The sequence below is a fragment of the Stutzerimonas stutzeri genome (assembly GCF_013522825.1).
Lineage (GTDB): Bacteria > Pseudomonadota > Gammaproteobacteria > Pseudomonadales > Pseudomonadaceae > Stutzerimonas > Stutzerimonas stutzeri_AK.
In genome coordinates this window covers 45,693-70,919 of the sequence record NZ_JAAMQZ010000005.1, presented here as the reverse complement: position 1 = coordinate 70,919, position 25,227 = coordinate 45,693, and the positions used below count along the sequence as shown (strand labels likewise).

General features: G+C 64.5%; 28 protein-coding genes. 14 read left to right on the top strand and 14 right to left on the bottom strand.

Annotated elements, in window-relative coordinates; genetic code table 11:
* Positions 1-2: 2 nt before the first annotated feature.
* The 9 genes from G7020_RS04950 to G7020_RS04910 form a co-directional block, all read right to left on the bottom strand.
* Positions 3-737 carry an AlgP family protein gene (locus G7020_RS04950; RefSeq protein WP_181082826.1) on the bottom strand — a complete coding sequence of 245 codons (735 nt, stop codon included), beginning with the start codon at positions 735-737 and terminating at the stop codon, positions 3-5.
* A gap of 227 nt (positions 738-964) precedes the next feature.
* Positions 965-1,432, bottom strand: coding sequence for a sigma D regulator (gene rsd / locus G7020_RS04945; protein WP_181082825.1), 468 nt, complete (start codon positions 1,430-1,432; stop codon positions 965-967).
* A 249-nt stretch (positions 1,433-1,681) separates the two neighbouring features.
* A complete protein-coding gene (locus G7020_RS04940; protein ID WP_181082824.1) occupies positions 1,682-2,173 on the bottom strand; it encodes a disulfide bond formation protein B in 492 nt (163 codons plus the stop codon).
* 279 nt (positions 2,174-2,452) lie between these two features.
* The gene (locus G7020_RS04935; RefSeq protein WP_181082823.1) at positions 2,453-3,691 is read right to left on the bottom strand and encodes a heme biosynthesis HemY N-terminal domain-containing protein; all 1,239 of its coding nucleotides are present in this window, start codon (positions 3,689-3,691) and stop codon (positions 2,453-2,455) included.
* On the bottom strand, positions 3,688-4,863 hold the full coding sequence (locus tag G7020_RS04930) for a uroporphyrinogen-III C-methyltransferase (protein WP_181082822.1): 1,176 nt from the start codon (positions 4,861-4,863) through the stop codon (positions 3,688-3,690). Before G7020_RS04930 ends, G7020_RS04935 begins: the two co-directional genes overlap by 4 nt.
* A gap of 19 nt (positions 4,864-4,882) precedes the next feature.
* Complete coding sequence (locus G7020_RS04925) at positions 4,883-5,653, bottom strand: uroporphyrinogen-III synthase (protein WP_181082821.1); 771 nt, start codon at positions 5,651-5,653, stop codon at positions 4,883-4,885.
* Positions 5,650-6,588 carry a hydroxymethylbilane synthase gene (gene hemC / locus G7020_RS04920; protein WP_181082820.1) on the bottom strand — a complete coding sequence of 313 codons (939 nt, stop codon included), beginning with the start codon at positions 6,586-6,588 and terminating at the stop codon, positions 5,650-5,652. Before hemC ends, G7020_RS04925 begins: the two co-directional genes overlap by 4 nt.
* A gap of 98 nt (positions 6,589-6,686) precedes the next feature.
* Entirely contained in the window at positions 6,687-7,433 is a 747-nt protein-coding gene (locus tag G7020_RS04915) for a LytR/AlgR family response regulator transcription factor (RefSeq protein WP_181082819.1), read from the bottom strand.
* A 5-nt stretch (positions 7,434-7,438) separates the two neighbouring features.
* A complete protein-coding gene (locus G7020_RS04910) occupies positions 7,439-8,512 on the bottom strand; it encodes a sensor histidine kinase (RefSeq protein ID WP_181082818.1) in 1,074 nt (357 codons plus the stop codon).
* Positions 8,513-8,679: 167 nt separating this feature from the next.
* On the opposite strand from G7020_RS04910, the gene argH reads away from it, so the two are divergent.
* The 8 genes from argH to G7020_RS04870 all read left to right on the top strand — a co-directional run bounded on the left by argH (position 8,680) and on the right by G7020_RS04870 (position 16,689).
* Positions 8,680-10,074: an argininosuccinate lyase gene (gene argH / locus G7020_RS04905; RefSeq protein ID WP_181082817.1), complete on the top strand. Its 1,395-nt coding sequence runs from the start codon at positions 8,680-8,682 to the stop codon at positions 10,072-10,074.
* The gene (locus G7020_RS04900; RefSeq protein ID WP_181082816.1) at positions 10,071-10,616 is read left to right on the top strand and encodes a shikimate kinase; all 546 of its coding nucleotides are present in this window, start codon (positions 10,071-10,073) and stop codon (positions 10,614-10,616) included. The genes argH and G7020_RS04900 overlap by 4 nt, the downstream gene beginning before the upstream one ends.
* Before the next feature lie 18 nt (positions 10,617-10,634).
* On the top strand, positions 10,635-11,114 hold the full coding sequence (locus tag G7020_RS04895) for a GNAT family N-acetyltransferase (protein WP_181082815.1): 480 nt from the start codon (positions 10,635-10,637) through the stop codon (positions 11,112-11,114).
* A gap of 35 nt (positions 11,115-11,149) precedes the next feature.
* Complete coding sequence (locus tag G7020_RS04890; RefSeq protein ID WP_181082814.1) at positions 11,150-12,301, top strand: NnrS family protein; 1,152 nt, start codon at positions 11,150-11,152, stop codon at positions 12,299-12,301.
* A gap of 91 nt (positions 12,302-12,392) precedes the next feature.
* Positions 12,393-12,920: a hypothetical protein gene (locus G7020_RS04885; protein WP_181082813.1), complete on the top strand. Its 528-nt coding sequence runs from the start codon at positions 12,393-12,395 to the stop codon at positions 12,918-12,920.
* 46 nt (positions 12,921-12,966) lie between these two features.
* Positions 12,967-13,386, top strand: coding sequence for a hypothetical protein (locus G7020_RS04880; RefSeq protein WP_181082812.1), 420 nt, complete (start codon positions 12,967-12,969; stop codon positions 13,384-13,386).
* 100 nt (positions 13,387-13,486) lie between these two features.
* Positions 13,487-13,732, top strand: a complete 246-nt coding sequence (locus G7020_RS04875; protein ID WP_181082811.1) for a TIGR02647 family protein — start codon at positions 13,487-13,489, stop codon at positions 13,730-13,732.
* A 104-nt stretch (positions 13,733-13,836) separates the two neighbouring features.
* Positions 13,837-16,689, top strand: a complete 2,853-nt coding sequence (locus G7020_RS04870; protein WP_258189247.1) for a class I adenylate cyclase — start codon at positions 13,837-13,839, stop codon at positions 16,687-16,689.
* Positions 16,690-16,710: 21 nt separating this feature from the next.
* Here the strand turns inward: G7020_RS04870 and rnk are convergent, their stop codons facing one another.
* Positions 16,711-17,118, bottom strand: coding sequence for a nucleoside diphosphate kinase regulator (rnk, locus tag G7020_RS04865; protein ID WP_181082810.1), 408 nt, complete (start codon positions 17,116-17,118; stop codon positions 16,711-16,713).
* 151 nt (positions 17,119-17,269) lie between these two features.
* A complete protein-coding gene (gene cyaY / locus G7020_RS04860) occupies positions 17,270-17,602 on the bottom strand; it encodes an iron donor protein CyaY (RefSeq protein ID WP_181082809.1) in 333 nt (110 codons plus the stop codon).
* Between the two features lie 149 nt (positions 17,603-17,751).
* Here cyaY and lptM point away from each other — a divergent pair, with 149 nt between their 5' ends.
* The 6 genes from lptM to G7020_RS04830 all read left to right on the top strand — a co-directional run bounded on the left by lptM (position 17,752) and on the right by G7020_RS04830 (position 22,444).
* A complete protein-coding gene (gene lptM, locus G7020_RS04855) occupies positions 17,752-17,892 on the top strand; it encodes an LPS translocon maturation chaperone LptM (RefSeq protein ID WP_181082808.1) in 141 nt (46 codons plus the stop codon).
* Positions 17,893-17,904: 12 nt separating this feature from the next.
* The gene (gene lysA / locus G7020_RS04850) at positions 17,905-19,152 is read left to right on the top strand and encodes a diaminopimelate decarboxylase (protein ID WP_181082807.1); all 1,248 of its coding nucleotides are present in this window, start codon (positions 17,905-17,907) and stop codon (positions 19,150-19,152) included.
* Between the two features lie 10 nt (positions 19,153-19,162).
* Positions 19,163-19,993, top strand: coding sequence for a diaminopimelate epimerase (dapF, locus tag G7020_RS04845; protein WP_181082806.1), 831 nt, complete (start codon positions 19,163-19,165; stop codon positions 19,991-19,993).
* A complete protein-coding gene (locus G7020_RS04840) occupies positions 19,990-20,685 on the top strand; it encodes a DUF484 family protein (RefSeq protein WP_181082805.1) in 696 nt (231 codons plus the stop codon). The genes dapF and G7020_RS04840 overlap by 4 nt, the downstream gene beginning before the upstream one ends.
* 161 nt (positions 20,686-20,846) lie before the next feature.
* Complete coding sequence (gene xerC / locus G7020_RS04835) at positions 20,847-21,746, top strand: tyrosine recombinase XerC (RefSeq protein WP_181082804.1); 900 nt, start codon at positions 20,847-20,849, stop codon at positions 21,744-21,746.
* On the top strand, positions 21,743-22,444 hold the full coding sequence (locus G7020_RS04830; RefSeq protein WP_181082803.1) for an HAD family hydrolase: 702 nt from the start codon (positions 21,743-21,745) through the stop codon (positions 22,442-22,444). Before xerC ends, G7020_RS04830 begins: the two co-directional genes overlap by 4 nt.
* Before the next feature lie 478 nt (positions 22,445-22,922).
* On the opposite strand, the gene sutA is transcribed toward G7020_RS04830, so the two are convergent.
* The 3 genes from sutA to G7020_RS04815 all read right to left on the bottom strand — a co-directional run bounded on the left by sutA (position 22,923) and on the right by G7020_RS04815 (position 25,103).
* Complete coding sequence (gene sutA, locus G7020_RS04825) at positions 22,923-23,255, bottom strand: transcriptional regulator SutA (protein ID WP_181082802.1); 333 nt, start codon at positions 23,253-23,255, stop codon at positions 22,923-22,925.
* Positions 23,256-23,329: 74 nt separating this feature from the next.
* Positions 23,330-23,755, bottom strand: a complete 426-nt coding sequence (locus G7020_RS04820; protein WP_181082918.1) for a secondary thiamine-phosphate synthase enzyme YjbQ — start codon at positions 23,753-23,755, stop codon at positions 23,330-23,332.
* Positions 23,756-23,849: 94 nt separating this feature from the next.
* Positions 23,850-25,103 (bottom strand): ammonium transporter, encoded by a 1,254-nt coding sequence (locus G7020_RS04815; RefSeq protein WP_181082801.1) that lies wholly within the window; start codon positions 25,101-25,103, stop codon positions 23,850-23,852.
* Positions 25,104-25,227 lie beyond the last annotated feature (124 nt).

Genomic DNA, 25,227 nt, shown 5'->3' with positions numbered 1-25,227 from the left:
GATCAGGACTCTATCGTCGGTTTCGTAGCCGGCTTGCGGGTAGCCGGCTTCTTTGCCGCCGCAGGCCTGGTTGCAGCGGGCTTTGGCGCAGCGGGGGCTCTGCTGCGGCTGGCGGCTGGGCGGGCAGCAGGCGCTTTCGTTGCAGTCGGTTTGTCTTCAACGGGCCGAGCGGCAGCAGCCGGTTTCGGCGCCGCAGCAGGCTTGCGGGCACGGGTAGCGGCTGCGGCTGAACGGGTCGAAGCTGCTGCAGGCTTGGCTGGAGCAGCCTTGGTTGCAGGCTTGGCAGTCCGAGCAGAAGGCCGTGCCGGTGCTTTCGCGACTGGCGCAGAAGCCTTGTCGCGCGCGGCCAGTGCCTGCACGGCAGCCTGCCCGACCTTGGTAACACCCTGGGCGAGCGTCAGACTCTTTTCAGCATCACGCTTGAGTTCGGCCAGATAACTCAGGGTTTCGTTTTGCCGCGCCTGCAGCAGCGCCAGCATGTCATCCAGTTCGGCCAGTTTCGAGCGCGCCTTGGCCTGCGCTTTCGACTTGCCAGCATTACCCGCCTCGTCGAGCCTGGCCCGAGCCTTGACCAGTTTTTCCTGAACCTTGCCACGCTGCTTTTCGAGCTTGGCAAGCAGCAGCTCCGGCTCTTTCTGCGCGTCGTCGCAGGCTTTCTGCAAATGTACCACCAGGCTGCGCGAGAGCTGCTCGAGCAGATGCAACGGAGTGGTAACCGACTTTTTCTTCGCGGGCATGAAGACGCCTCCTGGCGATATGGGTCCGGCCATATTAGCAGGCCGGTGAAAAGCTATGTCCCTGTTGGCTGCTGCCGATGGACGCCCCCCTGCGGAGCGGGCCATGCCCGCGAAGCTTTTACGCGCTGAATATTCGCGCGCATGACTCGGCGTCCCTGCCCTCTACGGACTTTCGGAACGCAGCCGCACTGCGAGCAACACGCTATCGGACAGAGCCGGCGTGCGACTCAGACGGTCGCAGCTGCGGCCTGCTTGTGCGCCATATGCAGAACTTCGATCAGGCAATCTTCAAGCTCGAAACGCTCGTGGAGCAACTGTCCGAGATGCTGCAATTCGTCATGCAGACCTGGGCTGTCCAGGCAGTCGCCCTTGTCACAACGATCGTTGAATGCCACGGCGACATCGGTAATGGCCTCGATGCGCGGGTATATCTGATGGGCCAGCTCAAGGCCACGTTTGTCGCCGAAGGCCTCGGCTTCCTGAAGCAGCTGTTCGTATATCTCGAAATGCCCCGCCGAGACATAGTCCAGCAGGATCTGACAAAAGCTCTGCAAAGCCGGACGGCTCAGCGCAGCCTCTGCGCCCTTCAGCTCATCGAATACCTTGATCAGTGCATGGCGCTCCTGCAGCCAGCGGTCGATCAGCAGGTGTACACCTCCCCAGCGTTCCTGGGCGTTCCGACAGCTCTCGAGCATGATGACCTCACTTCCCTAATCGATATTGTCTGTTACGCCTTCCGAGACATGTTTGTCTGGTGATATCGCCTTGGCCGAGTGATCGCGCAACGGCGGAATCAGACGCTGTCCGAGCAGACTAAGCTCCGGCGATCGAAGCTTCAAGCTGCGCGGACAATTGTTCGGCGCTCGAGCAGGCTAGCGGAACGCGCCGATCTGCAATCTTGACCACCCAGCGCAGCGATCATTCACGCGCGCAGACAAATTACCTCAATCGCGGCGCAGCAACTGCCAGACACAGAACAGCGACATGCCGATGAACGACAGCAGGGTCCATTCGGGAATGCTCATGCCGAGCAGGGTCCAGCTGACTTCGGCGCACTCGGCCGTGCCATGCAGCACCAGGCGGGCAATCTCCTGGAACGGCAGTGCATCCATCATGTATTCGAGGCTGGGCAGGCAACTGGGCAACTGGTCGGCAGGCAGGCCTTGCAGCCAGATTTGCCGAATGGCCGTCGCGCCACCCGCCAGCGCGAACAGCAGGGCCAGGATCGAATAGCCACGCCGTCCGGCCTTGCGCGGCCCGTGCAACGCGGCGACCAGGCAGACCAGGCCGAAGCCGATCACGCAGATCCGCTGCACGACACACAGCGGGCATGGCGCCAGGCCGACCACATGCTCCAGGTAGAGTGCGGCGATCATCATCAGCACGCAGCCGATGAATGCCAGAAGAAAGAGAGAACGAGGGCTGGCCAGGTTCATGATGGCTCCGCAGGCAGGAAAAGCTCGCTACGGTATTAGCCTGCGTGGCAAGCTGCAAGCGTGCTCATCGTGACAGCAGGGCGATCGCGCCATGCGCTCAAAGAGCCGAAAACAGCGCTGGAAAGCTGGAGGCTGAACGACAAGCGATCCAGGTTCGAGCGCACATGGCGTTTTTTCGTCCAGCCTCCAGCGCTTTTATCGAACGACCATCGCAGAATAACGCCATAGCGCAATCGCCCTGATCGTGACAACAGGCGCCCTTGAGCGCCTGTCCTATTGCTAACTGTTGCTGATTACCGGCAATCGGCTGTCGCTCGCCCCCTCGACCAACCCGAGCCCCTCCTGAAACAGCCGGTTGCTGCGTTCCTTGTCACCGAGTCGCGCCAGCAGCCGAGCCAGTTCGGCGCAGGTTTGCGGGCGGTGCTCCAGGCGCAGGCTGGCTTCGAAATAGTCGCGCGCCTTGCCCCAGAGTTCGTTGCGCAGGCTCAGCCGGGCCAGCGCCAGCAGCAGCTCGGCATTGCCGGGATGATCCTTCAGCCAGCCTTCGGCATGGTTCAGCTGCCGCGACGGCTCACGCCCCTGGACACGCCCATAGCGCTCGACCAGGCGATCATCGAACTGCCGCTTGAGCGCCGCATGCAGAACCTCCTCCGCCCTGGCCTCATCCCCGAGGCGCGCGAGGCCATCGGCATAGGCACGTACCAGCGCGGGCTCGTTGCGCAGGCCGTTCGGCACGCTCTGCCAGCGCTGCCCGAGCGCCTGCCGGGCTTCTTCGGCAGTTGCTTCGGGAAGCAGCACAGACTGTTCGATGGCCGCCGTCCACGCCAGCAGCTCCAGTTCGCTCAGGCGTGCCGGTGACAGTACACGGTGCTTGCGCAGCTCCGGAAGCAGGCGGCACAGGGCGGGCCAGTCGCGCAGCTGCACATAGAGCTGTTGCAGCAGGGTCAGCACCTGATGATGACGCGGATGCTCGTCATGCAACCCGTTCAGCGTTTCCCGCGCCTCGGCATACTGGCCCCTGGCGATCTGCAGCTGCGCCTGGGTCAGGCCGATAGCCAGGCCGGCTTCGGGTTCACGCTCGCGCGCACGGCGCAGCAGTTCGTCGCTCTGCTCATGCTCACCCAGCTCACTGGCTGCCCGGGCAGCGCCCAGATAATGCACCAGCGGCTGCCGGTCATGCTCGGCGGCGACCCGCAGATGAACGAGCGCGTTGCTCCACTGGCCTTCAGCCAGCTCGCGCAGCCCGCTACGCGATGCCTTGGCGATACGGCGCTCGCGATGACGGCGCGACCAGGGATTGACCAGCGCACCGGATGCCTGCAACAGGCCCAGCACCCAGTGCACCAGCACGCTCAGCAGCCAGAGGCAGGCCAGCAGCCCGAGCAGAACCCAGAGGCTCGACTCGTAGCGAAAGCGGTCATAGCTGATCAGGACATAGCCGGCGTCCTTCGACACGGCCCAGCCGACGGCGCCGACAATGGCCAGCAGAACGATAAGGAACAGGGCCAGCCGCTTCATGAGCGCACATCCTCTTCGCCTGCCTGTTCGGCCTCGCCGGCAGGCGCTTCGTCACTCTTGCCGGTCTGGCGTTTCTGCACATAGGCCTGCAGGGTCTGCAGCGCGGGAGCAAGATCCGGCAGGGTGACCGATACCTGCCGCGCGGACAGCGCTTCGATGCGGTCGCGCAGACCACGGCTCTGGCCGTTGTCCTCGTTGAAGTGATCCTCGATCAGGCGCACGGCCTGGGCCAACGACTGCCGATAGACCTCGGTGTTGCCGTTGAGCACGGCCCATTGCGCCTGCTCGATGGCCAGCGAAAGGGCCAGTCGCACCTGCGCCAGGCTTTGCCCGGCCAGCAGCGGCTTGACGTCGGTGCCCGCATTGAAATCGATCCGCACGTAGCGAGTCAGCTCGTCCAACCACTGCCGCCAGCGACTGTCGCCCTGGCTCTCGCGGGCCTGGCCAAGCTGGAACTCCGGCGCCAGGGCGCTCAGCTGGTTGGCCTGGCCGCCGAGGGCGCCAAGCTGCAGGAACAGGCCGGTACGGTCCAGTTCGGGCAGGCTGCGCAAGGCCTCCAGACCTTCCAGCAGCTTCTGCCGGGCGGCGTAGGCGCCCGGATCATCCTGCCGGCGCAGGATCAGGTCCGCCTCTTCGACCAGCGAAACGGCGCTGTTCACATCCTGCATGGCCGACAGACGCAGCATGGCCATGCGCAGCAGGTGCTCGGCTTCGGCAAGCTGCCATTGCTCGCGACTGGCGCCCAGCACCTGTTCGACACGCCCGGAAAGCCGTTGCTGATCGCTTTGCAATTCCGCCAGCAAACGCCGCTGCTCGCCCAGCTGCTCCGCCGTGGGCAATTGCTCCAGGCGTGTCAGGCGCGTGACCAGTTGCTGGCTGCGCTCGTTCACCTGGGCCGCCTGCTGACGGGCGGCCTGCAGGCTTTCGCTCCGCTGTTGCTCCTGGCCGGCCAGTTGCTGCATCTGCCAGAGGCTGTAGCTACCGGCGGCCAGACCGGCCAGCCCCACCAGCAAGGCCAGAGCGGCCAGCGTGCCGCGACCATTCGTGTTCTTGTGCGTGGTGCCGGTCTGCGTGGTGCCGGTCGCTGTGCTCGATGGATTTTCCCTGGCGGGGGTAACGGGTTCCGGCTTCGAGGGTTGCCGAGGCGTCTTGTCGGACTCTACTTCGCTCACATTTCCATCCTTTGCATCGTTAAGCGGGCTCGGGAGTTGCCCGCAGCGCCGCCAGCAAAGCCGCGATTCCGGCACCGCGGCAGTCCACTATTTTTTTCGCGCCCAGCGCTTCAGCCATTTTTGCAACGCGGGGACTGGGTACGAACAAGGGTAGCTCACAAAGTTCGGGCCAGTCCGAACCCGCCAGCGCGTGCAACGACTCCAGCCCCTGGCCGCTGCTGACCAGCAGTGCATTGAGTCGCTGCGAGCGCAGGGTTTCGATCAGCGTTCCGGGCGGATACTCCGGCAGGTAGCGCCGATAGAGTTCCAGTTTGTCTACCTGGACGCCCCGGCTGCAGAGGGTATCGGCCAGGTGCTCGCGACCGCCCTGACCACGCAGGATCAGCACCCTGGGGTCCGTTGCGGCCTCCAGCACCTCGTTGAAGCGCGGCAAGGCCAGCAGTGCTTCGCTATCGTCGCCGCTGACCGGCCAGCTGGCATCCAGACCAAAGTCTTCCAGCAGCGCGCCGGTGGCGCCGCCGACACTGAACCAGACCTGCGCGTGCGGCGGCTGTGGCCAGTAGCGATCCAGCAGCTCCAACCCCAGCCTGGCCGCAGGCTTGCTCACCACCACCACCGCGCAGTAGCGATCCAATTCGAGCATGGTCGCGCGCTGTTCGGGCGTTTCCGGCAGCCCTTCGATGGCGAGCAGCGGCAGGCTGCTACTCTGCACACCTTCTGCCGACAGCGCCGCCGACAGCGCGGCGCACTCCTCAGCCGGGCGCGTCAGCAGCAGACGCCAGCCGCTCACGCCTTGCCGGCCTCGCCGTAGATGTCCTGAAGGATTTTTCCCGCACCCTGCGCCAGCAGCTCTTCGGCGATGCGCACGCCCAGCACTTCGGCCTCGGTGGCGGGCGCCCGGCCCTCGGCACGCAGCAGCACCTCGCCATCCGGCTGGCCGACCAGGCCACGCAGCCAGAGCTGGTCGTCTTCGAGCACGGCATAGCAGGCGATGGGCACCTGGCAGCCGCCATTCAGATGACGGTTCAGCGCACGTTCGGCGGTGACGCGCAGCGCGGTTTCGGGGTGATTCAGACATTCCAGCAACTGATGCAGTTCGCTGTCGCCGGTACGGCATTCGATACCGACAGCGCCCTGCCCGCCTGCCGGCAGGCTGTCCTCGACGCTGATGCTGGAGCGGATGCGCTCACCGAAGCCAAGGCGGATCAGCCCGGCGGCGGCGAGGATGATGGCGTCATATTCACCGGCATCCAGTTTGGCCAGGCGGGTGTTGACGTTGCCACGCAGGAACTGGATTTTCAGGTCCGGACGCCGCGCCAGCAGCTGGGCCTGACGGCGCAGGCTGGAGGTGCCGACCACCGCGCCCGCCGGCAGCGCGGCGAAATCCTCGAAGCTGCTGGAGACGAAGGCATCGCGCGGGTCTTCCCGCTCGCAGATGCAGTACAGGCCGAGTCCCTCAGGGAACTCCATCGGCACGTCCTTCATGGAATGCACGGCGATATCGGCCTCGTTCTCCAGCAACGCGGTTTCCAGCTCCTTGACGAACAGGCCCTTGCCGCCGATCTTCGCCAGCGGCGCATCCAGCAGCTTGTCGCCACGGCTGACCATGGGCACCAGGCTGACCGTCACATGGGGGTGTTCGGCTTCGAGGCGCGCCTTGACGTATTCGGCCTGCCACAGGGCCAGGGCACTCTTGCGGGTGGCGATGCGGATTTCGCGAGACATGGACAATTCCAGAACAGTGAATTGCCGGTGATGATAACAGGCCCGGCCCTGTCACTGGTTTGGCAGGAATCAAGGAAGCAGCTTCAAGCCAGGAGCTGCTATAGCGTATTCATCAACTTACGCACACCCGCGACATGTCGGCGACTGACGGTCAGCGGCTCGCCTTCGAGTCCCTTGAGAAACAGCTGGAAATGGCCAAGCGGGGTGCGCTGCAGGCGCTCGATGCGGTCGCGGTAGACCAGCGCATTGCGGTGAACGCGCACGAAACGCTCGCCAAATTCATCTTCCAGCGCTTTCAGTGGCTCATCCAGCAGCACCTCGCCGTTCTCGTGCCGCAGGGTGACGTACTTGTGATCGGCAATGAAGTAGATCACCTGAGCCAGCGGAATCAGCTCGATGCCCTTGCGCGTGCGGGCGCTGATATGGCTGCGCGGGCCGCTGCCGGCAATCGCCGCGGGCCGGGTCAGCGCCGCGAGCTGGACGCGGTTCGGGCGCTCGGCCTTTTTCAGCGCCTCGGCCAGATGCTCCGGGCGTACCGGCTTGACCAGATAGCCGACCGCACTGACCTGGAACGCTTCAAGGGCAAATTCGTCATGGGCGGTACAGAAGATCACCGCCGGCGGCGCATCACGTTCGCACAGTTTCGCCGCGACCTGCAGGCCATCGAGGCCCGGCATGCGGATATCCAGCAGAACGATATCAGGCCGCAGCTCCTCGATCAGGGTGAGGGCTTCTTCGCCATTGCTGGCAGAAGGCTCCAGGACACGATAGCCGTCAAGTTCACCTACCAGGCGACCGAGGCGCTCGCGTGCCAGAGGTTCGTCATCGACAATCAGCACATTCATATGGATCAGGCTTCCTGCTTTTGTGTCGCACATGGATAGCGTAGACACGTGTAGTAACGGGCGTTACGCCACTCCACGCTGAGACTCGCCGCAGGGCCGAAAAGTGCCGTTAGTCGTGCGTCTATATTGTGCAGCGCCTGCCGGGTGCCCCGGGAAGGCTGTGCTTGAGCGGTCCCGTCGAAGGGATTGCTGACCTGCAAATGAAAAACGCCATCGGCATAATAGGCCGTCACGCCAACCGTACCGCCCTCGATGCGCGGCTGGATGCCGTGGATCAGCGCATTTTCCAGCAACGGTTGCAGGGTCAGTTGCGGAATGGGCAGGTCATCCGGCACGCCATCCACCTGCCACTCCACCTGTAACCGCTCACCGAGGCGGTAGTGTTCGATGGACAGGTAACGTCGCGACAACTCCAGCTCTTCGCGCCAGGGCACCAACGTACCGGGCCGGGCCAGACTGGCGCGAAACAGATCGGAAAGGTCCAGCACCGCCTGCTCGGCCTGTCGCGGATCGGTTGCCACCAGGCTGGCGATGCTGTTCAGGCTGTTGAACAGGAAGTGCGGGCGAATCCGCGCCTGCAGCGACTCGATGCGCGCGCGCAACTCGGCCTGTTCCTGACGTCGCCACTGGCTCTGCAGGTAGAAATAACGCAGCAGCAGGCCCGACATGATCAGGCCGATCAACGCATGGCGCAGATACAGGTTCACCTCGCCCTCGCGCGGCAGCGGCCCGCCCAGTTGATAGATATCGGCAACCGCCGTGCAGGCCAGCGTCAGGCCCACCACCAGCGCGCAGCAGGCGAGCCCGGCCAGCCAGGGCGACAGCCTGGCCAGCAGTGATCGCAGCCGGCAGGTAAGCCCGACCGAAAGCAGCATCACCCACTGCACGAACAGTGACGTCAGCGCCAGCCGTACCCAGTCGAAGCCCGGCTGCATCGGCTGGGCCAGCACCAGTACCAGCACCAGCAGCTCGGCCAGCAACACCAGGCCGAGCAGCGCCTCGGGCTGGCACAGCTCGGGCACGAAGAAATCATCCACCGCAGCCATCGGGCGCGCGGTTTTTTGCGGGATTGTTTGCATGCCGGCAGTGTCGGCGGGCCTCGGCACGACCGCAAGGCACCCGCGCACCGAGTTGACGACAAAGTTCGGAAATGCTGCGCAGCTCACTGTTCGCCGCGCCTCCGGGTCACCCGCCAACCCTGTTATCATCCGCGCTTTTACAGTTCCCGATTTCAGCGAGCGCATTCATGAGCACCGACAAGACCAACCAGTCCTGGGGCGGCCGTTTCAGCGAGCCCGTCGACGCCTTCGTCGCCCGATTCACCGCCTCCGTCGAGTTCGACAAGCGCCTGTACCGCCACGACATCATGGGCTCGATCGCCCACGCCACCATGCTGGAAAAGGCCGGCGTGCTGAGCAGCGATGAGCGCGACCAGATCATCGCCAATCTCAAGGACATCCAGGCCGAGATCGAGGCCGGCCGCTTCGACTGGCGCGTCGACCTGGAAGACGTGCACATGAACATCGAGGCGCGGCTGACCGACCGCATCGGCGTCACCGGCAAGAAGCTGCACACCGGGCGCTCGCGCAACGACCAGGTGGCCACCGACATCCGCCTGTGGCTGCGCGACGAAATCGACCTCATCCTCGGCGAAATCACCCGTCTGCAGCAGGGCCTGCTGGGCCTGGCAGAAGCGGAAGCCGACACCATCATGCCCGGCTTCACCCACCTGCAGACCGCGCAGCCGGTGACCTTCGGCCATCACCTGCTGGCCTGGTTCGAGATGCTCTCGCGCGACTACGAGCGCCTGGTCGACTGCCGCAAGCGCACCAACCGCATGCCGCTGGGCTCGGCGGCGCTGGCCGGCACCACCTACCCGATCCAGCGGGAGATCACCTGCGAACTGCTGGGTTTCGAAGCGATCTCCGGCAATTCCCTGGATGGCGTCTCGGATCGCGACTTCGCCATCGAATTCTGCGCCGCCGCCTCGCTGGCGATGATGCACCTGTCGCGCTTCTCCGAAGAGCTGGTGCTGTGGACCTCCGCGCAGTTCCAGTTCATCGACCTGCCCGACCGCTTCTGCACCGGCAGCTCGATCATGCCGCAGAAGAAGAACCCCGACGTACCCGAGCTGGTACGTGGCAAGACCGGTCGCGTGTTCGGCGCGCTGAGCGGCCTGCTGGTGCTGATGAAGGGCCAGCCGCTGGCCTACAACAAGGACAACCAGGAAGACAAGGAACCGCTGTTCGACGCCGCCGACACCCTGCGCGACTCGCTGCGCGCCTTCGCCGACATGGTTCCGGCGATCCGCCCGAAGCGCGAGATCATGCGCGAAGCGGCGCTGCGCGGCTTCTCCACCGCCACGGATCTGGCCGACTACCTGGTGCGCCGTGGCCTGCCGTTCCGTGACTGCCACGAGATCGTCGGCCATGCGGTGAAATATGGCGTGGACAGCGGTAAGGATCTGGCCGAAATGAGCCTGGACGAGTTGCGCCGCTTCAGCGACCAGATCGACGACGACGTGTTCGCCGTACTGACTCTGGAAGGCTCGGTGAACGCCCGCGACCATATCGGCGGCACCGCGCCAAATCAGGTGCGCGCCGCCGTCGAGCGTGGCAAAGCACTGCTCGCTTCGCGATGATCGCACCCGGTCGCCGTATCTCGGTGGTCGGCTGTTCGGGTGCCGGCAAGACCACGCTGTCACGCCGGCTGGCGCATCGGCTCGGTTATCGCCATATCGAGCTGGATGCGCTGTATCACCAGCCCGACTGGCAGCCACTGCCGACCGACGCCTTCCAGCAGGCCGTAGCCGAGGCCATCAAGAGCGATGGCTGGGTGGTCGAAGGCAACTACTCCGCCGTTCGCCCGCAGATTCTCGAACAGGCCGACATGGTGATCTGGCTGGACCTGCCGCGCCCCACCGTGATGCATCAGGTGCCGTGGCGCACGCTGCGGCGCCTGTTCAGGCGCCAGGTGCTGTGGAACGGCAACCGCGAGCGCTGGACCAATCTGTTCAGCCTCGAGCCCGAGCAGTCGATCCTGGCCTGGTCGTGGACGCGCCATGCCAAGTACCGCCAGCGTTATGGCGAGGAAATGCGCAACGCCCCGGCCCATCGCCATTACCTGCGTCTGGACTCGCGCCAGGCCATCGATGACTTCCTGGCCAGGCTGCCAGCCCGATAACTCTCAGGAACTCCTGCCATGTCGCTCAACATCCGCCCCGCGGTACGCGAAGACGCCGCACTGATCCTGCGTTTCATCACCGATCTGGCCATCTACGAAAAGGCCGAACACGAGGTCAGGACCGATGTCGCCGGTATCGAGAACAGCCTGTTCGCCGAAGGCGGTAGCGCCCATGGCTTGATCTGCGAACTGGACGGCGAACCCATCGGCTATGCGGTTTATTTCTTCAATTACTCGACCTGGCTGGGCAGACACGGCCTGTATCTGGAGGATCTGTACGTCGCCCCGCAGCAGCGCGGCGTCGGCGCCGGCAAGGCGCTGTTGCGCCACCTGGCCAGACTGGCGGTGGCGCGCGGCTGCGGTCGCTTCGAGTGGTCGGTGCTGGACTGGAATCAGCCGGCCATCGACTTCTACGATTCCATCGGCGCCAAACCCCAGAACGAGTGGATCGGCTACCGCCTTGCCGGCGACGCATTGACGGCGTTCGCTGCAGGTTGAGCAGCCGTTCAAGCGCGCCTGATTCGGGAGAGGCAATGCACCCGCGCAAACCGCGTCTGCCCTTCGCCAGCGCCTGGTTCTTCCCCGTGGCCGCGCTGTATGCGGCACTGCTGCTGCCTGCCTCGGTACTGACCATGCTCGGCCTGATCCCTGCTCTGCCGGGGCTGGCCACGCCCGCCGGGCATGCCCAGGAAATGCTCTTCGGCTTCGCCCTGGCGGTGATCGCCGGCTACCTGCTCGGCCCGCAGCCGCTGCGCCTGACGCTTGCGCTGCTGGGCTGCTGGGTGCTGGCGCGGCTCGGCTCGCTGTTCTGGCCCGGCTCCTGGCTGGCGCTCGGCGCTGGCCTGCTGTTCGCCGCCGGGCTCGCCTGGAAAGTGCTGCCGCGTTTTCTCGGCGCGGCGAAAAAGTGGCGCAACCAGTCCGTCGCGCCGGTGGTCGGCGGGCTCGCACTGCTCAGCGCCATCACCGCCAGCAGTCTCGATCAGGGTCTGGTTCGCCTGTTGCAGCACGAGGCGCTGCTGCTGCTCGCCGCCCTGATGTTCTTCATGGGCGGGCGGATCATCGCGCCGGCGCTCGCCGGCCATGCGCAGAACGAAGGGCGACGGCTGGAGGCCCGCGTACAGCCACAGCTGGAAGGCGCGGTGCTGATTCTGCTGGCCCTCGCGCTGCTGCTCACCCCGCTGCCGTGGCTGCTGCAGCGCTTGGCCGGCGCCATCCTGATTGCCGCCAGCGTGCTCACCGCCATTCGCCTGTTGCGCTGGCAGCCCTGGCATTGCCGCACGCGGATGGACCTGCTGATACTGCTGCTCGGCTATGCCTGGCTCACCCTCGGCCTGCTGCTGCTCGGCCTGAGCGCGCTGTTTCCAAGCCTGCCTGCGACCGCCACGCTGCATGCCCTGAGCATCGGCGCGCTGGGCAGCCTGACCTTCGCCGTGATGGCGCGTACACGGCTGGTGCAGCGCTTTCGCGACCCTGCCGCGCGGCGCTGGATTCACCCGCTGGCGCTGCTGATCAGCCTGGCGGCGCTGGCGCGTATCGTCCCGGCGTTGCTTGGATGGCAACAGACAGGCTGGCTGCTGCTCGCCGCCGGCTGCTGGGCGCTGGCCTATCTGGCGCTGGCCGTGCTGCTCTGGCAGTGCCGCGATACCCGGCCCGACAGCTCGCGTCACTTATCGGCAGACCGCTGAGCCCGGTGCCGGAACTCCAGAGCCAGGCACGGGACCTACAAGCATTGGCTGGCGAAATCCGCTTGTTCTATTGAACCTCACCGGAACCGGCATGACTGACCTTCGTACACTGTTGCTGAACCAGGACACCCAGGGTGGCGAGCTCTTCGAGTCGCCCAAGGAGCGCCTGGTCTTCTACCGCTCGGAAATCCACTTCGAATCATCTTTGCTGGCCGAACGAACCAGCGCCTACCTGTCCTCGCAGTCCTTCCTGATGATCGCCTTCGCGTCGACGATGGCCAACAGCAATCCGGACTGGGGCAACCTGTTCCGCCTGGTGGTTCCGGCGGTGCTGGCACTGCTGGGCCTGATCACCTCCCTGCATGCGATGCCGGGCATCAAGTCCAACTTCGAGGTCATCGAACGCTGGCACCAGAAGCAGGCTGAACTGCTGCAACGAGAGGGTCACGTCGGCATACTGCCGAACAATGAGTCGGCGTTGTTCGGCGAAGGCGACAGCCCCGCAGGCGGCAAGCGCTACAAGCGCACGCTGTTGTTTTCGCTACGCACGCCACTGATCTTCTCGCTGGTATGGTCGGTATTCGGTCTGCTGTGCCTGGTGCTGAGCTTTATCGACTGAAGTGCTGCGCGACGGCTCCGAAGACCATCACTCAAGGGAAACTGCCATGTCGAAACCGGACCGCCCACGCTTTCGCGTCGATGCCAATCGCCAGAGCGGCAATCGACGGGTACGCTACATCGAAACCAGCCGCCCGGATGACGGCAGCTGCACCCTTTGTCAGCTGGATGAAGAAAATCCCGCGCCACCCGAGAACCGCGCCATGTCCGAACCGCAAGATGACGAAGCCTTCGCCGAATCAACCCTGATCCAGGCCATCGAGAACCAGCTGCAAGCCGGTGAGCCAGCGGTGGCCCAGGCCACGCTGAACAAGCTGACGCTGGTCGGCTACGAGCGCGAGGAGAGCCTGCACATGATGGCGCTGGTGCTGGCGCAGGAGATCCGCCAGATGCTCGCCGATGATCGACCGTTCGACGCCCAGGCCTACGAAAGCATGCTGCGCAACCTGCCCGAGCTGCCTGAATAACCGAAGTCCCAACAGCCTGCCAGACGTGGATCAAGCCAGGGTTACCTTCTCCGATTACACTCAGCACACAGGGCCAGCGCCCACCACCCGAGGAACGAGCATGTCGTATACCCCCGAGCGAATCGCCGAACTGGACGTACTGTGCCAGTTCAACCTGGAAAATCTCCAGGAAGGCCTCAAGGTTCACCACAACGCCAGCCCATCCACCATCGCCGCCTTCGAACGCCTGCACCAGAAGGGGTTGACCAGCCAGCCCGACGGCGGCTATCTCACCAGCCTGGGTCGCGATGCGGCTGAGCAGGCACAGACGCTGCTGACCATCCTCGCCGAGACGGTAGAGGCCTGAACCGGTTCGTGGCGGCGCCGCGCCGTCGTCGCCACGATCCCTTGAGCCGCAGCAGCCTGAACACCACTCGTCGCACCGCCCTCAAGCGCGGCAATCACTAGCCGATGACGAGTGCAAGCCCCCGCGACCTGTACGAAATGATCCCTGAAATCCACCCGATTCTCGAAGACGGCATCGACCGCAAGGTGCTGGCGACGTTGCGCACGCGCTTTCTGACGATCAACCGGGGGCGCCTGGAGCGGGCACTGGAAATCCTGTCGCCACGCCAGCAGCCGGTACTCAAGCTGTTGCCGCTGCTGTTTCACGTCAACCATCCGATCCTTCCCGGCTATGTTTCCGCCAGCGTGCCTGCCGGGCTGGCAGAGTTCGAACCGGACGCCGAGATACTGGCCGAGGCACAGCGCCTGAGCCGCTCGTTCTCTCACAAGCCCCAGCGTGGCAAGCCATCCCAGCCGATTCAGGGCCTGTTCCTCATGGGCAGCCTGGGCACCATCGCCCAGGAAGAACAAAGCGATGTGGACGTCTGGGTCTGCCACGACCCGCAGCTGTCGCCGCAACAGCTCGACGAGCTGCGCAGGAAATGCGACATGCTGCAGGCCTGGGCCGCGAGCCTGGGCAGCGAAGCGCATTTCTTCCTGATCAACCCGGAGCGCTTCGTCCAGGGCCAGCGCGAGACAAGGCTGACCTCCGAGGATTGCGGCACCACCCAGCACTATCTGCTGCTGGACGAGTTCTACCGCACCGCCATCTGGCTCGGCGGGCGCACGCCGCTCTGGTGGCTGGTGCCCGACTACGAGGAGCATCGTTACGACGAGTACGTCCGCACCCTGCTCAGCAAGCGCTTCGTGCGCGCCGAGGAGGTGCTGGACCTGGGCAATCTCGGCAGCATTCCCGCGGGCGAATACCTCGGTGCGGGCCTGTGGCAGCTGTACAAGGCGCTCGAAGCCCCTTACAAGTCGCTGTTCAAACTGCTGCTGATCGAAGTCTATGCCAGCGAGCATCCGCAGCTGCGCTGCCTCAGCCTGGACTTCAAGCGGGCCGTCTACCGCGGGCATCTGGAACTGGACGAACTCGATCCCTATATCGCCGCCTACCGCCGCATCGAGGGCTATCTTGCCGAGCGCGGCGACCAGGAACGCCTGGCGCTGCTGCGCCGCTGCCTGTACCTGAAGATCAACAAGCCTCTGAGCCGGCCACCGACCCGGCACAGGAAAAGCTGGCAGCGCTGCCTGCTCGAACGCCTGAGTCGCGACTGGAGCTGGGACGAACGCCAGTTCCTCCAGCTGGATCGGCGCGGGCGCTGGAAGACCCGCCAGGTCGAGCAGGAACGGCGAGCGCTGGTCAACGAACTGACCTATGCCTACCGCTTTCTCAGCGAATTCGCCCGCTGTCAGCAGATCGCCAGCAGCATCGACGAACGCGACCTCGGCGTACTCGGCAGACGGCTGCAGGCGGCCATCGAGCGCAAGGCCGGCAAGATCGAAGCGATCAACCTGGGCATCTCGCCAGACATCGCCGAGGACCAGCTGACCCTGGCGCAGGGCTGCGACGCTGCCGGCGACCTGTCCTGGGCGCTTTACGAAGGCAGCCTGCATGCCAGGGAAATTGCCAACTTTTCACCCCTGAAACGCACCCGCGAGTTGATCTCCCTGCTGGGCTGGTGCCATCTCAATGGCATCATCGGCAGGGCCACGCATGTCTCCCTCCATCCGGGCGACAGCGGCATGTCCGAAACCGAGCTGTTCGCCCTGCTCAGCGGCCTGCGACAGGCGATGCCAATGCCGCCCCCTGCCGTCAGCGAAGAGACTCTACTCACCGCTGCCGTGCCCACCCAGGTGCTGCTGCTGATCAACGCCGGGGTCGACCCGTTCAAGCCGAAACACGCACCGGCATCGAGGGACGCAGTCCTGCCCGGCTACGATACGCCACGGGAAAACCTGGTCCTGAGCATCGACCAGCTCACGCTAAACAGCTGGAACGAACTGATCGTCAGCCATCACACCGGCCCGCTGGCACTGGCCAGCTGCCTGAGCAGCTATCTCGTCAGCCTGTCCGCAGGCAACCGCCCCGAACTGCAGGTTCGCTGCTTTTCCCCGCAGACCGGGCCCGCTATTGCGCGGCGGGTGGAAGACATTCTCCGCGATAGCCAACAGGCGCTCGGCGAGATGAATGACAGCCGCTACCTGCTGCAGGTCAGGCAACAGTTCCATGTGTTCGAACTGCTGTCGGGACAGATACGTCATATCGAGCTCAACGACGTCGGCGCACTGATCGAGTATCTGGGCGAAGCCCATCATCGTCACCGTCCACTGCATCTGGATCGCAACCTGCTGGCCGGCCATGATCTGCCGCTGGTCTTGGCACAGAGCGAAATGGATTGTTTGCAGATTTTCTACCGCATCGAAGGTGATCAGGCTGAGCTGAGCGTACTGGACGAGTACAACGCACTGTGGCGCCAGCGGCTGCCTTATCGTGACGAGCAGAGCCTGCTGACGCCGCTACGGCGCTTCCTGCAATCCATGGAGCATCGCCGCAGCGCACAGGGGGCGCTGGACGAAGCCGGTATCGCGACGATGGAAACACTCTTCTATCGAATCATGCCGGCCCTTGGCGAGCGCCCTGCCTGGGTAGAACGCCGCAACCCGCCGCGCATCGAGGTGAACGATCCGCTGCATGATGTGCAGGCGATCGTCGAACCCGGCGAGCGGAGCCGCTCGCAGGTCACCCTGTATTGCAATCATCAGGAGTTTTCCAGCCTGGAATACGGCAGCGGCCTGTTCGTCGCCGTGGCCCACTACATCCTGGCCCAGCGCCACATGGGCGAGCGCTATCCCTGCTACATCACCGATCTGGACCTTTCGGCGCTGCATGGCGGCGGGCGCTCGCAGACGGTGCAGTACCTGCGCTACAAGGCCCATCTTGAAGCGGCGCTCAATCAGGCCATGGCGGCCAGCTGATCTCTGGTGCCGTAGCGCTGCTTACAGATTGAGATCGCCAGCGGCCTCGGGCTGGTATTCGACTTCCAGCAGGGCCAGTTTGAGTACCTTGCCACCGGGCGTCGGCCAGTCGATATGCTGACCTACGGTCATGCCCAACAGTGCAGTACCGACCGGCGCCAGTACCGATACGGTGCCTTCCTTGCCGGCATCCTGAGGGAAAACCAGCGTCAGGTGGTAATCCTTGCCGCTACCTTCCTCGCGGCAATGCACACGGGAGTTCATCGACACCACACCGGCGGGCAGCTCGCTACGCTCGACCACCTGGGCACGGGACAACTCCTGCTCAAGCGCTTCGGCGGCCGGACCGTAATCATCCAGGCTATCGAGCAGCCGCTCCAGCCGCTGAAGATCGGGTTTGGTGATTATGATTGACGGTGCAGTGGTCATGGGTCCTGGCAAGCTCCAGCGTTAAGTCAGATGGGAAAAAGCAAAAACCCCGCCCGAAGGCGGGGTTTTTAAACCTGAACGAGACCCTATCACAGCCTATTAAATAAGCAAGTGGGACAAGGTCACAGCGCCTGCGCAGAAGGCGTCGCGTTCAGAGCTCCTCGAAGTCGAGCGCCTCGCCGCCCTGCTCCAGCACGACCCGGTTCAGCAGCTCGCCCAGACGCTCGTCATTGGCGTCGCAGATCCACAACGCAGCGGTTTCGTCATAGTCGAAATGGAAGCCGCCCGAGCGCGCGGCAACCCAGAGCTGGCGCAGCGGCGGCTGGCGACTGAAGATCAGCTGACTGCCGTTCTCGAAACGCACGGTCAGCACGCCACCGGAGTTCTCCAGATCGACATCCAGACCGCTGTGGTCGAACACATCTTCGATTTCTTCCTGTACCGCATCGACAAGGTCGTGGTAGCGCGCTTCGCTAAGGCTCATGGATCGTTTTCCTGCTGACTGAGAGGGCGGCCCGCAGCCGCAATACGCCGGCGAGCTTATCAGGCCTGTCGCTCATCTGCCGCTCACATAGGCAATCCACCGAGCGCTGGGTATACTCGCGGCATTCGTTTTTTCAAGGATTTCGCCCCATGAAGCGTCTGCTGCTTCCTCTTATCGCCCTTGCCGTGCTGAGTTCCGTACTCACCGGCTGCGGCCAGAAAGGCCCGCTGTACCTGCCGGATGACGAGGCCACCGTCAAAGAACGTTCCAAAGACCGATTCGAACTGTAAGGAGGCATCACCATGGAGGCCTTCTCGTACCGCGACGGTCAACTCTTCGCGGAGGGCGTGGCACTGTCCGCTCTCGCGCAACGCTTCGGCACCCCCACCTACGTCTATTCCCGCGCGCACATCGAAGCGCAGTACCGGGCCTATGCCGACGCACTGTCGGGCATGCCGCACCTGGTCTGCTTCGCGGTAAAAGCCAACTCCAATCTCGGCGTGCTCAACGTGCTGGCGCGCCTGGGCGCCGGCTTCGATATCGTCTCGCGCGGCGAACTGGAGCGCGTGCTGGCAGCCGGCGGCCAGCCGGAGCGCATCGTCTTCTCCGGCGTCGGCAAGACCCGCGACGACATGCGCCGCGCGCTGGAAGTGGGCGTGCACTGCTTCAACGTCGAATCCACCGACGAGCTCGAACGCCTGCAGCAGGTCGCCGCCGAACTCGATCTCGTCGCGCCGGTATCGCTGCGGGTCAACCCGGACGTGGATGCCGGCACCCATCCGTACATTTCCACCGGGCTCAAGGAAAACAAGTTCGGCATCGCCATCGCCGATGCCGAAGCAGTCTATGTCCGCGCCAACGAGCTGAGCAACCTGGAAGTGGTCGGCGTCGATTGCCATATCGGCTCGCAGCTGACCACCCTGCCGCCCTTCCTCGATGCGCTGGACCGGCTGCTGGGCCTGGTCGACCGTCTTGCCGGGCGCGGCATCCACATTCGTCACCTGGATCTGGGCGGCGGCCTCGGCGTGCGCTACCGCGACGAGCAGCCACCGCTGGCCGGCGACTACATTCAGGCCGTGCGCCAGCGCATCGAGGGCCGCGACCTGGCCCTGGTGTTCGAGCCGGGCCGCTCCATCGTCGCCAACGCCGGCGTGCTGCTGACCCGCGTGGAATACCTCAAGCACACCGAGCACAAGGATTTCGCCATCGTCGACGCGGCGATGAACGACCTGATCCGCCCGGCGCTGTACCAGGCCTGGATGGACGTGGTGCCGGTGCAACCGCGCGCAGGCGAAGGCCGTCCATACGACATCGTCGGGCCGATCTGCGAAACCGGGGATTTCCTCGCCAAGGACCGTGAACTGGCCCTGGCCGAAGGCGATCTGCTGGCCGTGCGTTCAGCCGGTGCCTATGGCTTCGTCATGAGCTCCAACTACAACACCCGCGGTCGTGCCGCCGAGGTGCTGGTGGACGGTGACCAGGCTTTCGAAGTGCGCCGCCGCGAAAGTGTGCAGGAGCTCTACGCCGGCGAAAGCCTGCTGCCCGCCTGAGGCCAAGACGATGCTTCTGCGCTTCACCAAGATGCACGGGCTGGGCAACGATTTCATGGTCATCGACCTGATCAGCCAGCACGCGCACATCCAGCCCAAGCACGCCCGGCAATGGGGCGACCGGCATACCGGCGTGGGCTTCGACCAGTTGCTGCTGGTCGAGCCGCCGCACGATCCCGATGTCGACTTCCGCTACCGCATCTTCAATGCCGACGGCTCGGAAGTGGAGCAGTGCGGCAACGGCGCGCGCTGCTTCGCCCGCTTCGTGCTGGACAAGCGCCTGACCACCAAGCGCCGGATACGCGTGGAAACCAAGGGCGGCATCATCGAGCTGAACCTGCGTGCCGACGGCCAGATCGGCGTCGACATGGGCCCGCCACGGCTGGTGCCGGGCGAGATTCCGTTTCAGGCGGACAGCGAAGCCCTGAGCTACCCGCTGAGCGTCGATGGCCAGACGCTGGAGATCGCCGCGATTTCCATGGGCAATCCCCATGCCGTGTTGCGCGTGAGCGACATCGACAGTGCCCCGGTGCATGAACTGGGGCCGAAGATCGAACATCACCCGCGCTTTCCGCAACGGGTCAATGCCGGCTTCCTGCAGGTCCTCGATCGTCAGCATGCGCGATTGCGCGTCTGGGAACGCGGCGCGGGCGAAACCCAGGCCTGCGGCACCGGCGCCTGCGCCGCTGCCGTCGCCGCGATTCGCCAGGGGTGGATGGATTCGCCGGTGCAGATCGACCTTCCCGGTGGCCGTCTGTCCATCGAATGGGCAGGCTCCGGACAGCCCGTTATCATGACCGGCCCCGCCGTTCGCGTTTACGAAGGACAGGTTCGCCTATGACCGAGCAGAACCCAGCCAAACCACAGTTGCCCGACGCCGAAGCCGTCGCCGCCTATCTGAGTGCTCACCCGGAGTTTTTCGTCGATCACGACGAGCTGATTCCCGAACTGCGCATTCCACATCTGCCGGGCGGCGCCGTGTCGCTGGTCGAACGCCAGGTGAAGCTGCTGCGCGAACGCAACATCGAGATGCGCCATCGCCTGTCGCAACTGATGGATGTAGCGCGCGACAACGACCGGCTGTTCGACAAGACCCGTCGCCTGGTGCTCGACCTGCTCGATGCAGGCAGCCTGGAGGACGTCATCGGTGCCGTGGATGAAAGCCTGCGTCATGAGTTCCAGGTGCCTTTCGTCAGCCTGATCCTGTTCAGCGAAACCCCGCTGTCGGTTGGCCGCAGCGTCAGCCAGGCCGAAGCGCAGCAGGCCATTGGCGGCCTGCTGGCCGGTGGCAAGACGATTTGCGGCGTGCTGCGTCCGCATGAACTGGCCTTCCTCTTCGGCGAAGAGGCCAGCAAGGAAATCGGCTCCGCCGCAGTGGTCGCGCTCGATCACCAGCAGGGCATCCTGGCCATCGGCAGCCGTGACCCGCAGCATTACAAGAGTTCGCTGGGCACCCTGTTCCTGGGCTATATCGCCGAGATACTGACCCGCGTCCTGCCGCGCTTCTCCGCGCCGCTGCGCTCGGTACGATAAAAGAGGCTGGAGGCTGGAGGCTGGAGGCTGGAGGCTGGAGGCTGGAGGCTGGAGGCTGGAGGCTGGAGGCTGGAGGCTGGACAGCGTGCCGACCAACACCGAAAGCGGTCAAGCTCTTCGTCCAGCCTTAAGCGCTTTTATCGGCTCCTGAGGCTTTAACCATGCAAATCGCCCTCGACACCTATTTCCAGCATCTGCGCAACGAGCGGCAGGTCTCGCCGCACACGCTGGATGGCTATCGGCGCGATCTGCTCAAGGTGGTCGATTATTGCGAGCGGCAATCGTTGCGGCAGTGGACCGAGCTGAAGGCCCACCACGTTCGCCAGTTGATTGCTGACCAGCATCGCCAGGGACTGTCCAGCCGCAGCCTGGCGCGGCTGCTGTCATCGCTGCGTGGGCTGTTCCGCTACCTGAATCAGGAAGGACTTTGTGCCCACGACCCGGCTGCCGGCATTTCCGCGCCTAAGGGCGAGAAGCGTCTGCCCCGGCTGCTCGACACCGACCGGGCCATGCAATTGCTCGATGGCGGCATCGAAGACGACTTCATCGGCCATCGCGACCAGGCCATGCTGGAACTGTTCTATTCGTCCGGTTTGCGCCTGTCGGAACTGGTCGGCCTGGATCTCGACCAGCTCGATCTGCCGGCCGGGCTGGTGCAGGTGCAAGGCAAGGGCAACAAGGCGCGTGTGCTGCCGGTCGGGCGCAAGGCACGCGAGGCCCTGCAGGCCTGGCTGCCGCTGCGCGCACTGAGCAATCCCGCCGATGGCGCGGTGTTCGTCAGCCAGCAGGGGCGCCGCCTGGGCGCGCGTGCGGTGCAGCTGCGGGTGCGCCAGGCCGGTGTGCGCGAGCTGGGCCAGCATCTGCACCCGCACATGCTCAGGCACAGCTTCGCCAGCCATATGCTCGAATCTTCGCAGGACCTGCGCTCGGTGCAGGATCTGCTCGGCCATGCCGACATAGGCACTACGCAGATCTACACCCACCTGGATTTCCAGCACCTGGCCAAGGTCTATGACCAGGCGCACCCGCGCGCCAAACGCAAGCAGGACAGTGAAACATGAGCATCCGACTGATCACCTTCGACCTCGACGACACGCTCTGGGACGTCCGCCCCGTTCTGCACAGCGCCGAGCTTACCCTGCGCGAGTGGCTGGCCCGGCACACACCCGATCTGAATGATTTCTCCGTCGAGGCGCTGGGCGCCATCCGCCGCACCCTGCTGGACGCGCAGCCGGAATTGCGTCATCGCATCAGCGAGCTGCGGCGGCGCATTCTCTGCCATGCGCTGGAGGAAGCCGGCTATCCGCGGGACGAAGCGTGCGAGCTGGCCGAGCAGGCCTTCCAGGTGTTTCTCGAAGCGCGGCATGCGGTGCAGCTGTTTCCCGAAGTGCACCCGACCCTGGAGCTGCTCGCCAACCACTACAGGCTCGGCGTGCTGACCAACGGCAACGCCGATGTGCGCCGCCTGGGGCTGGCCGATTACTTCGATTTCACGCTCTGCGCCGAAGAACTGGGCGTCGGCAAGCCCGATCCGCGCCCCTTCTGCGAAGCGCTCAAACGAGCCCGCGTCGAGGCGAACCATGCCGTGCATATCGGCGATCATCCGCGCGACGACATCGGCGGCGCCCAGCAAGCCGGCATGCGCGCGATCTGGTTCAATCCCGGCGGCATCCCGTGGCAGCACGACCACCAGCCGGACGCCGAGATCCGCAGCCTGGCGGCCCTGCCTGGGCTGCTCGACAGCTGGCGCAAGCCGTAGGGCCGAACTCGTTCGGCCTTTGTGTATCTATGGCCGAATAAATTGGCGATATGCCCGTTACGTGTTGCTGGAGCAATCCTGCTTTTGCGGGAGCGGTTTTCCAGACCAGAGCACTCGGCGAAATTCACGGCTGAAGCGGAACGCCGCCCGACCGCTCCCACAGGCGGTTCGTCACATCGGATAGGTCGGGTCACACTTCACCGACCCGACAAGCGAGCGGCCAGGGGCGTTAAAATGCTGGGCGGTCAGACATGGAGGGTCGCATTACACCTTCGGATCGTCGGATTACGCCTTCGGCTAATTCGACCTACAACAGCCTGCGCCTCGGATATTTGCGCCTGAAACCGATCCCAGGCCCTAATCGCACACGAAAAAGCCCAGCAACCGATCGGTGCTGGGCTTCATAGGAGGAAGTCTGGAGCGCTACCGGCGAAGCTTCCAGTGGCCTCGCCCGTCATCCGCCGCTGCACCGCTCCGATCAGATAGGCCGGCTGCCGTACTTGCTGTCCGGCTTCTTCGGCGGGTCGGCGACCACATTGGGTTCGACCTCCTGCACCCGGCCACCGCGCGCCAGGTATTCTTCCATGGCCCGCGCAAGCTCATCGCGTTCGCGCTGCTTGGCTTCCAGGCTGGGCAATTCCTCGGGCTCCGCCGCCTTGGCCTTGGCCTTTTTCGGCGTTGGCGTGGCGCGCTCGCTGTCGGTGCCTTCGTGGTCATCGCTGTCGTCGCCGTCATCGGCGGCGCCCAGCTCTTCGCCGTCATCCTCCTCGCCTACGTCCAGATCGTCTTGTTCTAATTCTTCTTCGCTCATGTTCCAACCTCATGCCTAGCCAGCGATAAGTTATAGCCCAGCGATGCGCGATCTCCGCCATCGCAAGAAAAAATTCAACTCGCCATCCCGTGCAACGTTGCGATTACCTGTCGCGGGCCGCCCTGGTCCCGGTGCTCACCGAGATAGATGCCCTGCCAGGTGCCCAGCGCCAATCTCCCTTGCGCCACCGGCACACTCAACTGACAGCCCAGCAGGCTGGCCTTGAAGTGTGCAGGCAAGTCGTCCGGCCCTTCGTAGTCATGCTCGTAACCGCCCACCCCCTGTGGCACCAGCCGATTGAAGAAGCGCTCGAAATCACGGCGGACCGCGGCGTCGGCGTTCTCGTTGACGGTCAACGAGGCCGAGGTGTGCCGCAGCCACAGGTGTAACAGACCAACCCGGCATTGCTGCAGTTCCGGCAGGGCCGCGAGCAGCTCATCGGTGATCAGGTGAAAGCCGCGTGCTCGCGGGCGCAACGTGATGGTCGTCTGCTGCCACATGCCGAAAGCGCCCTCGCAACTGAACGCGCGCATTCTAGCGCGGCGCCAGAAAAAACAAAGGGCGCCGAAAGGCGCCCTTGTCATGACTCAAAAATCACTTCTTGCTGGTGAACTCCGGGTAGGCTTCGAGGCCGCATTCAACGACATCCACACCTTCGTATTCCTCTTCTGCCGATACTCGCAGCCCCATGATGGCCTTGATGATGCTCCAGACGATCAGGCTGGCGATGAACACCCAGGCGAAGATGCAGGCCACACCCAGCAACTGCGCCGCGAAACTGGCGTCGGCATTGGTCGCCGGCACGATCAGCACGCCCCAGATACCGACCACGCCATGCACCGAGATGGCGCCGACCGGGTCGTCGATCTTCAGCTTGTCCATGCCGAGGATGCTGAACACCACCAGCACGCCACCCACCGCGCCGATCAGCACGGCCTGCAGCGCGGTCGGGGTCAGCGGCTCGGCGGTGATCGCGACCAGGCCAGCCAGGGCACCGTTGAGGATCATGGTCAGGTCGGATTTGCCGAACAGCAGGCGCGAGGCGATCAGCGCCGCCACCAGGCCGCCGGCGGCAGCCATGTTGGTGTTGGTGAAGACCTGGGCGACAGCGTTGGCGTCCTCGATGGTGCTCATGCGCAGTTGGGAGCCGCCGTTGAAGCCGAACCAGCCCATCCAGAGGATGAAAGTACCCAGGGTCGCCAGCGGCAGGTTGGCACCGGGAATGGCGTTGATCTGCCCGTCAGGGCCGTATTTGCCCTTGCGCGCGCCGAGCAGGATGACACCGGCCAGCGCAGCGCTGGCGCCGGCCATGTGGACGATGCCTGAGCCGGCGTAATCCATGTAGCCCGCCGCATCGAGGAAACCGCCGCCCCACTTCCAGAAGCCCTGCACCGGGTAGATGAACCCGGTCATCACCACCGCGAAGGCGATGAAGGCCCAGAGCTTCATGCGCTCGGCCACCGCACCGGACACCACCGACATGCAGGTCGCGGCGAAGACGATCTGGAAGAAGAAATCGGCGCGTGCGGAGTAGTACGGCGCATCCTCGCCACCGGCGGCCACGACATCCACTGCGTGTTCATCACCAATCAGGAAACCCAGGCTCGGCAGGATGCCGCCCTCGGGGCTCGAATACATGATGTAGTAGCCGATCAGCAGGTACATGATCGACGCCACCGAATACAGCACGATGTTCTTGGTGAGGATTTCCGCCGTGTTCTTCGCCCGCACCAGCCCGGATTCGAGCATGGCGAAACCGGCTGCCATCCACATCACCAGGGCGCCGCAAAGGACGAAGTAGAAAGTATCGAGCCCGTACTGGACGGGTATCAGAGCTGTGCTGTCCATGTGTCACCTCTTGCTGTCGCGCATCTCGCGCCGTTCGGTCGCCGCCCAGCCGCCTTTCTTGCGGCAAGCCGGCCCCAGACCCCGGTGCTGACTCCGGGGGTTCGTACTCTTGAAAATCGGATTT